The 12837-nt window shown below is 32.5% G+C and carries 13 protein-coding genes; 8 read left to right on the plus strand and 5 right to left on the minus strand.

Going from position 1 to position 12837, the window contains the following annotated elements:
• From PW52_RS08380 to PW52_RS08395, 4 genes are all read left to right on the plus strand, one after another.
• Positions 1 to 1053, plus strand: coding sequence for an AAA family ATPase (locus PW52_RS08380; protein ID WP_082050872.1), 1053 nt, complete (start codon positions 1 to 3; stop codon positions 1051 to 1053).
• A 98-nt stretch (positions 1054 to 1151) separates the two neighbouring features.
• Positions 1152 to 1514 (plus strand): DUF805 domain-containing protein, encoded by a 363-nt coding sequence (locus PW52_RS08385; RefSeq protein WP_044632481.1) that lies wholly within the window; start codon positions 1152 to 1154, stop codon positions 1512 to 1514.
• Between the two features lie 24 nt (positions 1515 to 1538).
• Positions 1539 to 2870 (plus strand): DUF58 domain-containing protein, encoded by a 1332-nt coding sequence (locus PW52_RS08390; RefSeq protein ID WP_044632482.1) that lies wholly within the window; start codon positions 1539 to 1541, stop codon positions 2868 to 2870.
• Between the two features lie 107 nt (positions 2871 to 2977).
• Positions 2978 to 3403 (plus strand): DUF2141 domain-containing protein, encoded by a 426-nt coding sequence (locus tag PW52_RS08395; protein ID WP_044632483.1) that lies wholly within the window; start codon positions 2978 to 2980, stop codon positions 3401 to 3403.
• Here the strand turns inward: PW52_RS08395 and PW52_RS08400 are convergent.
• A complete protein-coding gene (locus tag PW52_RS08400; RefSeq protein ID WP_131453992.1) occupies positions 3400 to 4635 on the minus strand; it encodes an OmpP1/FadL family transporter in 1236 nt (411 codons plus the stop codon). The genes PW52_RS08395 and PW52_RS08400 overlap by 4 nt on opposite strands.
• 10 nt (positions 4636 to 4645) lie before the next feature.
• On the minus strand, positions 4646 to 5974 hold the full coding sequence (locus PW52_RS08405; protein ID WP_044632485.1) for a DUF4270 family protein: 1329 nt from the start codon (positions 5972 to 5974) through the stop codon (positions 4646 to 4648).
• 264 nt (positions 5975 to 6238) lie between these two features.
• Between PW52_RS08405 and PW52_RS08410 the strand changes: the two genes are divergently transcribed.
• The 3 genes from PW52_RS08410 (at position 6239) to PW52_RS08420 (ending at position 9136) form a co-directional block, all read left to right on the plus strand.
• Positions 6239 to 7222, plus strand: a complete 984-nt coding sequence (locus PW52_RS08410; protein ID WP_044632486.1) for a Kelch repeat-containing protein — start codon at positions 6239 to 6241, stop codon at positions 7220 to 7222.
• A gap of 148 nt (positions 7223 to 7370) precedes the next feature.
• Positions 7371 to 8426, plus strand: a complete 1056-nt coding sequence (locus tag PW52_RS08415; protein WP_052823433.1) for a sensor histidine kinase — start codon at positions 7371 to 7373, stop codon at positions 8424 to 8426.
• A complete protein-coding gene (locus PW52_RS08420; protein WP_316930135.1) occupies positions 8423 to 9136 on the plus strand; it encodes a LytR/AlgR family response regulator transcription factor in 714 nt (237 codons plus the stop codon). The genes PW52_RS08415 and PW52_RS08420 overlap by 4 nt, the downstream gene beginning before the upstream one ends.
• Positions 9137 to 9219: 83 nt before the next feature.
• Here PW52_RS08420 and PW52_RS08425 read toward each other — a convergent pair whose 3' ends face one another.
• Positions 9220 to 9690, minus strand: a complete 471-nt coding sequence (locus PW52_RS08425) for a Dps family protein (RefSeq protein WP_044632488.1) — start codon at positions 9688 to 9690, stop codon at positions 9220 to 9222.
• A gap of 105 nt (positions 9691 to 9795) precedes the next feature.
• Between PW52_RS08425 and PW52_RS08430 the strand changes: the two genes are divergently transcribed.
• Complete coding sequence (locus PW52_RS08430; RefSeq protein WP_044632489.1) at positions 9796 to 10737, plus strand: hydrogen peroxide-inducible genes activator; 942 nt, start codon at positions 9796 to 9798, stop codon at positions 10735 to 10737.
• 78 nt (positions 10738 to 10815) lie between these two features.
• On the opposite strand, the gene PW52_RS08435 is transcribed toward PW52_RS08430, so the two are convergent.
• Positions 10816 to 11808, minus strand: a complete 993-nt coding sequence (locus tag PW52_RS08435) for a transporter family protein (protein ID WP_044632490.1) — start codon at positions 11806 to 11808, stop codon at positions 10816 to 10818.
• Positions 11786 to 12832 carry a cytochrome-c peroxidase gene (locus tag PW52_RS08440; protein WP_044632491.1) on the minus strand — a complete coding sequence of 349 codons (1047 nt, stop codon included), beginning with the start codon at positions 12830 to 12832 and terminating at the stop codon, positions 11786 to 11788. The genes PW52_RS08435 and PW52_RS08440 overlap by 23 nt, the downstream gene beginning before the upstream one ends.
• Positions 12833 to 12837: the final 5 nt, after the last annotated feature.

Genomic DNA, 12837 nt, shown 5'->3' on the forward strand with positions numbered 1-12837 from the left:
ATGGAAGACAATCAAGATATACCTAAAAAAACAGAAGATGTTGTGTCGTCTATCGACGATAGCGCTCTAAACAGCACTAACGACTTAGAGTTTAAAAACCGCTTAGATTTAACCGAGCTACAACAAAGTATAACCCAAATAAAACAAGAAGTTGGTAAAGTAATTGTTGGACAAAAAGACATGGTAGATATGCTTATTGCGTCGCTTTTAGCTAAAGGTCATAGTTTAATTGAAGGTGTTCCAGGTGTGGCTAAAACGGTTACTGCTAAATTACTAGCAAAATCGTTAAGCGTTGGGTTTAGCCGCATACAATTTACACCCGATTTAATGCCAAGTGATATTTTAGGAACATCGGTTTTTAACTTAAAAAATTCGGAGTTTGAGTTTAAAAAAGGGCCTATTTTTTCGAATATGATTTTAATTGATGAAATAAACCGTGCCCCAGCAAAAACACAAGCCGCCCTTTTTGAGGTTATGGAAGAACAACAAATTACCATTGATGGAAATAAATTTTTATTAGATGCACCATTTATGGTTTTAGCAACCCAAAACCCTGTAGAACAAGAAGGCACTTACCGGTTACCTGAAGCTCAATTAGACCGTTTTTTATTTAAAATAGACGTAGATTATCCCAATTTAGAAGATGAAATTGAAATTTTATCGCGCGAGCATCAACTGCAAGACAAAGCAAAAACCAATCAAATTACATCGTTTTTAACCGCAGAGCAAATTGCGAAATATCAACATTTAGTAACTCAGGTTTTAGTTGAATCGCATTTACTAAAATACATAGCACAAATAATTGTTGCTACAAGAAGCAATCCATTTTTATACTTAGGTGCTTCTCCTAGAGCATCTATTGCCATTTTAAAATCAAGTAAAGCCTTTGCTGCTATGAGTGGTAGAGATTTTGTAACACCAGAAGATATTAAACGCGCTGCCATTCCTGTATTACACCACCGTGTTATTGTTACACCAGAACGCGAAATGGAAGGCGTAACTAGCAAACAGGTAATAAAACAAATTATTGAAACGGTTGAAATACCAAGATAAAGGCTTATTTCTATTACAATAAACATGCTGAAAAAAAACACATATAATCAACTTTAATCCCAAATCAAATATTAACATTAACCAAAACAAATATAATTATGTTTAAAACCTCTTTTTCTTTTGATGGGCGCATAAGACGTACCGAATACGGACTTAGCTACCTTATTTACTTAGCTATCTATTTTAGTTCAGGATTACTTATTTCGCAACTAGGAGATGCCGGAAGTATTATTTTACTAGTAATAGTTATACCTCTTCTTTGGTTCCTTTTTGCTCAAGGCGCTAAACGCTGCCACGATCGTGGTAACAGCGGCTGGTATCAACTTATTCCATTTTATGGTTTATGGATGCTTTTTGGTGATAGTGAACATGGACCAAACGAATACGGACCTAATCCAAAAGGTATAGGCAACACCGATGAAATAAATGAGATTGGAAAACCTCTTGAAATTGAAGATTAATTTTTTTCTTTAAACCCTTCAAAATTGAAACTATTTAAACCCTTTTACATACAACCACGCTTTTTTTACGCCGGAATAGCAATTGTAGTTTTATTTACTGCAAGCTATTTTATTCCGGCGCTATTTAATGTTGCTCAACTATTAATTTTAGCCTTAGTTGTATTGTTTGCTTTAGATATTTTAATAGTTTTTATAGGAAAAAACAAAATTGAAGCCACTCGAGAATTGCCCGATAAATTCTCGAATGGCGACAATAATTCCGTAATCTTAAACATAAGTAACTACTACCCTTTTACAATTAATTTAGAGATTATTGATGAAATACCAGAGCAATTTCAAGTACGCGACTTTAAATTAAAAGATAGCATTGCTTCGCGAAAAACAAAAACCATAAACTACCAATTAAAGCCAACCGAACGTGGCGAATATAAATTTGGCAGTTTAAATGTTTACGCGTCTTCAGCATTAAAAATTGTAGCCAAACGCTACACATTTAATGCCGATGCTATGGTGCCAACCTACCCTAGTTTTAAACAGTTAAAAAAGTTTGAGCTTTTAAATATTAATAAAAACTCCTTTGAATATGGCCTAAAAAAAGTACGTCGCTTGGGTCATTCTATGGAATTCGAGCAAATAAAAGAATATGTTTTAGGCGACGATTTACGCACTATAAACTGGAAAGCTACGGCAAAAAAAAACCAATTGATGGTAAACCAGTTTCAAGACGAAAAATCACAACCTGTTTATTCCATTATCGATAAAGGACGTATTATGAAAATGCCTTTTAACGGTTTAAGCCTTTTAGATTATGCCATAAATGCCGCTTTAGTTATTAGCAATGTCGTTTTAAAAAAGCAAGACAAAGCGGGTATGTTTTCATTTTCTAAAAAAACAGAAAACGTGGTAGTTGCAGAACGCAGAAATTCGCAAATGCAACTTATTTTAGAATCGCTTTACAACGTGAAAACCGACTATTTTGAAACCGATTTTAGCCGATTATACACCAACCTAAAAAAACATGTTAAGCAACGTAGTTTGCTTTTAATGTATACCAATTTTGAAACACTTGATGGTTTAGAGCGTCAATTACCTTATTTAAAAGCCATTGCTAAAAGTCACTTACTCGTGGTAATCTTCTTTAAAAATACCGCGTTAAATGAACTTATTAACAACAAAGCCGAAACTGTTGAGCAAGTTTACGATAAAGTTATTGCCGAAAAATTCGATTTCGAAAAACGTCTTATTGTAAACGAACTAAAAAAATATGGTATTCATTCCATTTTAACTTCTCCTGAACACTTAACCATTAATACCATCAACAAGTATTTAGAAGTTAAAGCACGTGGTTTACTATAAAATTCACAATTCAGCATATAATTTCTACAATTGAGTCATTGTAATTATTATACACTGGTTTTCTATTAGATATTTGAAGTGTAAAACAACATAAATCACTTTAAATCATGAAAACACTAACATCTATCATCGTATTAACATTATCTGTATTTTTTGGAAACGCTCAAGAATCAGAAGAAAAAGGCCAAACCATTACCGTTACTATTGAAAATATAATGAACAATAACGGTCAAGTTTTACTTACGCTACACAATGAAGCTACGTTTATGAAAGCTGCTCCTTTAAAATCGGAAAACAGTGAAATTAAAGATGGAAAAGTATCTATTACATTTAAAAATATAACACCAGGAACTTACGCTATAATAGCCTTACACGACGCAAATAACAATAACCGAATGGATTTTGCAGATAGCGGCATGCCAAAAGAATCTTTTGCTGTATCAAACAATCCGGTGCTTTATGGGCCACCACAATTCGCTCAAGCTAAATTTAATGTAACTAGCGAAAACATTGAAATGAAACTTATGTTTTAATTATATTTTGCTTTATTAAACCAACTACCAATAAAACTTAAATTTAAAGTAAGTTTATGGTAATTTTCCTTAACTAAACCATTGTTTACTGTACCTTCGGTTCCGTAGGAGTAAGCAATGTTTAGTTTAGACAAATCTGATAAAGGTAAACCTAAACCTGCCGATACGAAATAACTATCAATCGTGTTATCGCTAATATTTAAAAATCCGGTATTGTAATTAAAACCAAAACGATAATCTACATTGCTCCAATAACTTTTTCTAGGCGATGGGTTATATTCGGCTCCAAAGGCATAAATACTTTGGTCGGTATAAGTTTCTTTGTTTATCGATTGGTCGGTATCGTTCCATTTAAGTTTAGTAAAATCGAAACTAGTAGTCAGGTTCTTATTTAAGGTTGAAGTTATACCGAAACCATAGGTTAAAGGCAACTCAAAATCGTCCAAACTATAAGATTCTTCATCATCTATAACAATATAAGTTCCGCTACTTAAAGTGGTGTTAGAGCTTCTGGTTTGGTCTCCGCTTAAATTTGTTGGCAATTCAACAATTCCGCCAAGGTTAATATTTAAATTCTCGCGATTAATAATATTGTATTGTAAACCCGTTTTAAGTTTAAATCCTTGATATCTGTTTTCATCAACAATGTTTACAAGCGACTCGTAAAATAAACTGCTTTCTTGTTTAATCGAACCAAAAATATAAGTAAAGTCGGCTCCAAAAGATAGTTTTTTAGTAATATCGATACCACCGGCAAGATATAATTTAGTTAAACCTCCTGAGCCTGTTACTCTCGAAGTGTAGGTTTGATTACTACCTTCAATATATCTTTCAATATCGATATCGTATCCTACTTTGGTATAAGGCAAAAGTCCAAAACTTAAACCTATATTTTTATTAATAGGAAAAGCCATTACAACATGAGAAATATTAAAATCTGTGGTGTTTTCAGATAAATTATCGGTTTCTATGGTAGAATACATGCCATTTACACCAAATTCATACAAAAACGTTTTAGGCTCAATACCACTTAAACTAGCTGGATTAAATAAATTAATTTCGGCCGATTTATTTTGCGCAATACCTGTATTTCCTAATCCGGTTAAACCTCCTGTGGCGGTTTTATTTTCAACACCTAAACCAAAAATAGAATAAGGCGTACTCGTATCGTTTTGTGCAAAAGAAAAGTTGGTTATTAGTACCATAACCAACATGATTTTTAATATTTTCATTTAAATAATTTTAATAATTTAAGTAAGTAACCGCAAGGTTTATGTTGGGATGCCCATCATCATCCACAGTTTTTATAACCACATTATCTACAATTTTATCATAGTCGGCAAACTGAATCATTAAGGCGTAATTTAAATCGGTTTCTGAACCTAAAACAGTTTGTACAAACCCGCTCATATCCACTGTATAATAGGTGTTTTGGTTAAACTCGTCGTCGTTTCCAGAAAGCACTGCATACGCGGTATTACCATCAATATCCGTAAGCTGAGTAACGATTCGGTTTTTATGATCGACAACATAAACATTAAAACTATCAGGCAGCTCACTTTTTGTATCGTTATCAATTATTTCGGGGTAAAATGTTAATTCGGCTTTTAAAACATTACTATTATCAGATATTGCATTTAAATCGCGAAGTGTAGGTATTTCAATTCTAGCACAAATACCAGCACCAGCTTGGGTATAAATTTTATCGTCGGTATCTTCACTAGAAATTATAGTTTCAGAATCCTCAAAGTAATTAATTAAAGTACTTTCTAAATCAGCATCAATGGCATTAAATTGATCGGCTGCACTACTTATATAAAAATTAAATTGTTTATCGTTATCGGAGCTTGTATCATCGGTATCTTCAGTATAAAAAATTCGCATTCCAGAATTATCATCAATAGTTACATCCGAAGTAAACTTAAACCCTAAAACATGAGCGTTTGCAGTAGTATCTGGAATTACTGTTAGTCCATATAAATACTGGAAAAACTCATCGGATGTATTAATTTCGTCATCTCGAATTTGTTCAAATATTTCTAAACCCAAGTTATAATCTAAAGGAATATAAACAGAGTCAGTTGTGGTATTAGGTCTTGGAATAAACGAGACTTCACCTAAAGGTTCGGCATCGTAGCTAAGTTTTGAGAGATTATAAAACGCGTAAGCATCATCGTCTGGCTCAAAATATTCGGTTACTCGGTGTACTCTATAAGTTTGCAGTTTGGTGGTATCGCCATGATAATAGTTATCGTAATGCAAAACAAGCCCAATAGAATCGTAAACGGCATCGTCGCTAATCGAAAAGCTAGAATTATTAAGCTGAAAATACGATTGTGCTTTAATTTGCCCAAAATTATCGTCGTACTCACTCCCTATTAAAATTCTACTAGAACTAGAAGTAATAAGTGAATCTAGCCTAAAAGTTCCTGCTTTTATACTAAACGAATCTATTATTTTAATATTAATATCACTGTCAATAAAATTGGTTCCAACAGGGTAGTTACTTACTTCTTCAGAACATGAAAGCGCTAATAAAAAAATAAAGCAGCTCACTAAAAATAATCTCATATATCGCATTTTTTGGGCAAATCTAAATGCTAAGTAAGTTCCAATATGTAGTAATAGATTAATAATAGTATTTTATAGACGAGTATGTAAAACTTATGTTAAAATGTTAAAATAGAGTTAATTACATTGTTCGTAGTGTATTTAAACACAGTCATAGACAAAAACATGCAATTGGTATATTTTGTATGATTTTAAAATTTGTTTGAATCTAGTTTTGTGAAAAATTAATCATTCAAAAAAAGAAATAAACATAAATTAATACGTATGAAATTGACAAAAAAATACCATGTAATATGCCTATTTGTAATGGCTTTATTAACTGTTAGTTGTAATAATGACGATGACTCCGATGAATATGGAAACTGGGTAGAAAGTTCTACATTCGATGGTGATTCTAGAGGAAATGCAGTTAGTTTTACAATTGGCGATAAAGGTTATTTAATAACTGGACACGACGGTGATGATTATTTAAATGATACATGGGAATATAATTCTGAGTTCGATTACTGGGTAAAACGTGCCGATTTTCCTGGAAACGCACGAAGTGGTGCTGTTGGTTTTGCATTAAATGGTAAAGGTTACATTGGTACTGGTTACGATGGTTTTGACGAGCTAAACGATTTTTGGGAATACGATCCTGATACCAACCAATGGGCACAAAAGGCCGATTTTATTGGTTCTCCAAGATTTGGTGCCATAGGTTTCTCGGTAAACGGTTACGGTTATATTGGTACAGGTGATGACGGTAGCGAGCAAAAAGATTTTTACAAATACGATGCTACTACAGATACTTGGGAACAACTTGTAGGTTTTGGTGGAGAAAAACGTAAAGATGCCGCTGTTTTTGTTATTAACGATGTGGCCTATATTGGTACAGGAACCAATGATGGCGCTGTAGAATACGATTTTTATTCTTTTGATGGTACAACTTGGACAAAGTTAACCGATTTAGATGACGACGATTTAGATGAAGATATTGTTTTTTACAGTAGTGCTGGTTTTGCCTTAAATGGTAAAGGTTATTTAGCTACAGGATTACAAGGAGCTGTTTCTAACGAATGTTGGGAGTACGATCCTTCAACAGATAGTTGGGATGAAATGCCAAACTTTGAAGGTTCTTCGAGACAAGATGCTTCGGCATTCTCGTTCGATAGTAAAGCTTACGTTTTAATGGGACGAAGTGGAAATTATTACTTCGACGATGTTTGGGAATTTAGACCAGACGAATTAGAAAACGAAGATGATTAATTGATTAATAGAGTTTTTTTAGCAAGAGGCTGAGTATTGGTAACTATTAAATAATTACCTTACTCGGCCTTATTTTTTATGCATAATAACATTATTTTATGTCCAAGTTAAAATTGTTACTCTTACTTTTGCTTTAACTAAATTTATTTTGAATAATTTTAAAAAAATACCGCCAATTGTGATCCATGTTTTATTATGGACGTTTTTTTTAATAATAAGTGCTTCTCAAATATATTACAGAATTGGTAGTATTCCTCAAGATTTTATTGTTAGGTCGTTAACTTTAATTCTGGCCTTTTACCTTAACTTTAATTTACTCGTGCCTTATTTGTTACTAAACAAAAAAATACCACTATACTTTTTGGTTTTATTGGCATTCAGTTTTTTTTTCAGTTTTATATTACACGAATTTCTACCACGACCATTCGATACACCACCAAACTTTAATGGCGGTAATTTCCCAAAACTACCTCCACCGGAAAATCACGGGCCTTTATTTTTAAATTTTAGAGGATTTTTTCCTTCTGGAGGTTTATTGTTGTTAATTTTCACATTAAGTACAAGTATAAAACTAGGCTTGGAGTGGTTTAAATCTGAAAATAAAAGAGTCGCCATAGAATCGGAAAAGGTAAACTCCGAATTATCATTCTTAAAGGCTCAACTTAACCCGCATTTCTTATTTAATTCGTTAAATAGTATTTACTCGCTAGCTCATAAGCAATCAAAAGACACTACCAATGCAATTGTTATTTTATCCGATTTAATGCGATACATGATTTATGAAACCAATAAAGATCTTGTTCCGTTAGAAAAAGAGATAGAATACATTAAAAACTATGTGTCGTTGCAACTGCTACGTCTAAAGGATTCTAGCAACGTAAAACTTAATATTCATGGTAATTTAAAGTTTAGTATCGAGCCACTTTTGCTTATTTCGTTTATTGAAAATGCGTTTAAATACGGAACAGATTTTACGGGAAAAACCAATGTAAATATAAAAATTACTATCGACGAAGAATTGTTAACATTCAACGTGTTTAATTCTGTAACCCATCAACAACCTAAAACAAAAGATTCGGGTGTTGGTTTAGAAAACATAAAAAACAGATTAAAATTACTGTACCCAAATCAGCATAACATAAATATAAAAAACGAAAAAAATAGTTACGAAGTAAACCTCACTTTAAAATTAAAAACGCTATGATTTCTTGTATAATAATAGATGATGAACCTTTAGCTCTAGAACTTTTAGAAGATTTTATATCTAAAATTGAATTTCTAGATTTAGTTGCATCTTGCTCTAACGGTTTTGAAGCTACCAACATTTTACGCAACAACAAAGTAGATTTAATTTTTACAGATATTGAAATGCCAAATTTTTCGGGAATCGATATTATAAAATCCCTCGATTATAATCCGCATTTTATTTTTACAACCGCATATTCTCATTACGCTGTTGAGGGTTTTAACTTAAACGCCATAGACTATTTAGTTAAGCCTATACCGTTTCATAGATTTTTAAAATCGGCCACACGAGCTCAAAGTATAATTGATAATGAGAAACAAGAACCAACAGTTTTAAAAATAGAAAAACAACCAACAGAGCAAGATTTTATTTTTGTAAAATCGGAATACGAAAACCTAAAAGTAAACATAAACGATATTAAATATATTGAAGGTTTAAAAGATTATATAAAGATTTATACCAATAAAGATAAACCCATTTTAACCTTAAATAGTCTTAAAAACTTCGAAGAAAAACTTAGCCATAATTTTATTCGTGTGCACAAATCGTATATCGTGTCGTTAAATCACATTCATTCTGTACAACGAAATCGTATTATAATAGACGAAAAATGGATTCCTATTGGCGTTAGTTATAAAACCGAATTTTTAAAACGCATAGATTTTTAAATAAAAACGCAGCCAAACTTAAAGTAAGTAAGGCCGCGTTTTTCTGCTATTAACAAGGTTCTCTTTTTCTTAGCTCTTTTTTTTTAGCTTAACCAAGCTTTCATCATCCAAACAGTTTTTTCTTGTTCGGTAATAAAATCACTCATCATAGAGTTTGTTCCTTCATCGTTGGCATCACCCGATTTATCTAAAATATCGCGTTCAATTTTTAATAATTCGGTTAATGATTCTACAATTAACTGCACTGCCTTTTCATCTTGTGAAATGTTTTTTCCAACAGGTACTTTTCCATGAGATGTATAATCTTCAAAAGTATGTAAAGGTGTTTCTCCTAAGGTTAAAATGCGCTCAGCAATTTCATCTACTTTTACGTTTGCATCGGTATAAAGCTCTTCAAACTTTGCGTGTAAATCGAAAAAACGTTTTCCTTTTATGTTCCAGTGAATACCTCTTAAATTTTGATAATAAATTTGAAAGTTTGCTAACAAATCATTTAAATCGTTAGCTAAATCTTTTGCTTTTTCTGGATTTAATCCTATACTATTTAGTGTCATCTTTATGTTATGTTTTAATTTATTACAAATTTATCTTATAATAAACTATGAATTCAATAAGTTTTATTGATAGTTTTTATATTTTTATAGCCTAAATTGATTAACATGACAATTACACAATTATATTACGTTTTAGCAGTTGCCGAAAACCAAAATTTCACCAAAGCAGCTGAAAAATGTTTTGTAACACAACCTACTTTAAGTATGCAAATACAAAAACTTGAAGACGAGCTGGATGTACAAATATTTGATAGAAGTAAAAAGCCTATTGAGCTTACCGATGTTGGTAAAAAAATAGTTATTCAGGCAAGAAATATAGTAAACGAATCGTATAGAATTCAAGATATTGTAGATCAACAAAAAGGTTTTATTGGTGGCGAGTTTAAACTTGGTATTATTCCAACGGTTATGCCCACGCTTTTACCCATGTTTTTAAAAGCTTTTATAAAAAAACATCCTAAAGTAAAACTTAAAATTGAAGAACTTACCACCGAAGAAATAATTACCCGTATTAACGATGGCCATTTAGATGCCGCCATTGCTGCAACACCACTTGAAGTAGACACTATAAAAGAACGCGCCTTATTTTACGAACCATTTGTATGTTACATTCCTCAAGGCCACAGGTTGCATGGTAAAAATAATATTGATATTGCCCACCTCGATATAGATGATATGCTTTTACTTGAAGACGGCCATTGTTTTAGAGAAGGTGTTATAAATTTATGTAAGGCTTTTAAAGACCATACAGATGATGAATTCCAGTTAGAAAGCGGAAGTATTGAAACGTTAATAAAGCTATCTAACGAAGGCTTAGGCATGACACTTCTGCCCTATTTACACACTTTAGATATGCGTGAGAATGAAAAGAAAAACCTGCATTATTTTAAAGAACCATCGCCAGCACGCGAAGTGAGTATTATTTTTCACAAAAGCGAGCTTAAAATGCAAATAATTGAATCGCTACAAGATGTTATTGCTGGTATTATAAGAGGAGCAATTGCTTTTCAAGATGTAAAAATTATTAGTCCTATTCATAAAAAGTAACGGACGAGATAAAAAAAAAGCCGCGAAAACACCAGTATTTTATAGTTGTTTTCGTGGCTTTTTTTTATTTGATTCTTATTATAATGCAAAGTTAAAGTAAAGGGACAGTCGGTTTTTTGAAGTAACATTGCCACCAAATAAGTTCTGTGAAATTGGCAAAGTATAATTTACCCCAAAAATGCATCGGTTTACTACAAGTTCGGTGCCTATACTAGAATTTAATATGGATCCATCTGTATCATTTATAGTTTCTCCATACTGTTCAATTTTATTAAAAACATCGCCCGAAACACCTAAAAATGGCATTAACATTGTTTTTTTAATAGGAAACGCAGTATAAAATTTAGTTGAATAGCTAAACTGATTTCCAAACTTATACTCATTTTTATTTTCAGTTTTTAGGTAATACGATAATAGTGTATTAACGCCAAATGTATTACCTGCAAAACTATAGCCTAACGAAAAAATACCATCAACACTACCTGTTCCTACTTGAAATCCAGGATTAACTCGGTCTACCAAAGCTTCTTCAAACTTACCTGTTGGCAATTTTATACCCAAGCCAAATTGTAAACTATGTCCAGAATTTTCCTTTTCCATACTTTCCATAACATCATTTGCAGGTTTCTTATAAAATGGTAACTTAAACCACCCAATAATATTTGCATCACCAATACCATTAATGTTTTCGTTAGTACCATCAATTTTTCTACTTAAATCTTGATAAGGTAAATTAGCACTAAAATAAAACGAATTATTAATTGGTATTTGAGCCCATAATTGATAAGTATTAAAGGTTTCTTCGCTAACTGGAGAATTTGAAAAAATACCATTTTTCGATTCGAAATGCTGATTTATATAACGCACACCAACAAAATTAGCATTGTTTAAAGTGCCAAAACCAAAGCTTCCACTTCCTGTTGTACAACCACACAAATCGCAATCGTAGTCGTAATCATACTCATAAAATGAAACAGATTTAATTGGTGGATCGATAGTTGAAGCGTTACAAAAAACACTTATAAAAAGTAAAATTGGGGCAAAAAGTTTAAAATTCTGAAAAACGTTCATCGGTTAAAAATTCGTTATCGGTTAAAGTGTTTAAAAAAGCAATGATGCTTTCTTTTTCGTAGCTAGAAAGCGTAATTCCTAGAGTTCCATCTTCTCGCTGCAAAATAGCGTCAACATTACCATTATCTACCATCCCAGAATCGTAAAAATCCATTACAGCTTCAAGGGTTGCAAAACGGCCGTCGTGCATATATGGTGCGGTTACAGCAATATTGCGCAAACTTGGAACTTTAAACTTATAAATATCGTCTGGGTTCTCAAATACTGCAAAGCGTCCTACATCGTTTAATCTTGGATTTATTGAAAGTCCATTATTTCGAAAACTATGGTCTGTAAACAAATCTGTTGCATGGCACGAAGCGCATTTATTATTAAACGTTGCCAATCCGTCGAGTTCAACTTGTGTTAAAGTAACTTGCTCTTCTTCTCTTACATATTTGTCGTACGTTGAATTTGAAGACACCATCATTACCATAAATTGCGACAAGGCTTTAAGCAGATTTTCGCTATTAATTTCGCCATCTTCAAAAGCCATTTTAAACTGATTTTGATAATAGCTATCGGCTTGTAATTTAGAAACAACATTGCTTACCGTTTCCCCCATTTCTAATTCGCTGGTTATGGGAATTACCGGTTGAAAATCGAGGTGTGTTGCAGCACCATCCCACATAAACTCACCTTGATATGCCAAATTTTGCATGGGTTGCGCATTGCGAGTGCCAATACCACCATTAACACCGTGGCTTACGGTATGTCCGTGATGTGTAAAAGCAAAAGCTTGCTCGTGGCAAAAGGCACAAGGAATAGCATTGTTTGCCGAAAGCTTACCTTCGTAAAACAAACTTTTACCAAGCTGGAAACCAGCTTCGGTAACCGGGTTGTTTTCGAGGTTATAAACTATTTCTGGAAAGTTTGAAGGTTGCTCTACAGTTAAAAATACAGGTTGGTATGCTATTTCAGCATCATTTTTTGTACAACTAAAACATAAGATTCCTCCTAAAACTAATAGGAATTTAATTTTCATTGAAA

The organism is Neotamlana sedimentorum, assembly GCF_000943565.1.
GTDB lineage: Bacteria > Bacteroidota > Bacteroidia > Flavobacteriales > Flavobacteriaceae > Neotamlana > Neotamlana sedimentorum.

Excerpts from the sequence above, each read along its gene's own strand:
- PW52_RS08380 (WP_082050872.1), top strand. The coding sequence starts at position 1 with ATGGAAGACAATCAAGATATACCTAAAAAAACAGAAGATGTTGTGTCG.
- PW52_RS08385 (WP_044632481.1), top strand. The coding sequence starts at position 1,152 with ATGTTTAAAACCTCTTTTTCTTTTGATGGGCGCATAAGACGTACCGAA.
- PW52_RS08395 (WP_044632483.1), top strand. The coding sequence starts at position 2,978 with ATGAAAACACTAACATCTATCATCGTATTAACATTATCTGTATTTTTT.
- PW52_RS08400 (WP_131453992.1), bottom strand. The coding sequence starts at position 4,635 with ATGAAAATATTAAAAATCATGTTGGTTATGGTACTAATAACCAACTTT.
- PW52_RS08405 (WP_044632485.1), bottom strand. The coding sequence starts at position 5,974 with ATGAGATTATTTTTAGTGAGCTGCTTTATTTTTTTATTAGCGCTTTCA.
- PW52_RS08410 (WP_044632486.1), top strand. The coding sequence starts at position 6,239 with ATGAAATTGACAAAAAAATACCATGTAATATGCCTATTTGTAATGGCT.
- PW52_RS08420 (WP_316930135.1), top strand. The coding sequence starts at position 8,423 with ATGATTTCTTGTATAATAATAGATGATGAACCTTTAGCTCTAGAACTT.
- PW52_RS08425 (WP_044632488.1), bottom strand. The coding sequence starts at position 9,690 with ATGACACTAAATAGTATAGGATTAAATCCAGAAAAAGCAAAAGATTTA.
- PW52_RS08430 (WP_044632489.1), top strand. The coding sequence starts at position 9,796 with ATGACAATTACACAATTATATTACGTTTTAGCAGTTGCCGAAAACCAA.
- PW52_RS08435 (WP_044632490.1), bottom strand. The coding sequence starts at position 11,808 with ATGAACGTTTTTCAGAATTTTAAACTTTTTGCCCCAATTTTACTTTTT.
- PW52_RS08440 (WP_044632491.1), bottom strand. The coding sequence starts at position 12,832 with ATGAAAATTAAATTCCTATTAGTTTTAGGAGGAATCTTATGTTTTAGT.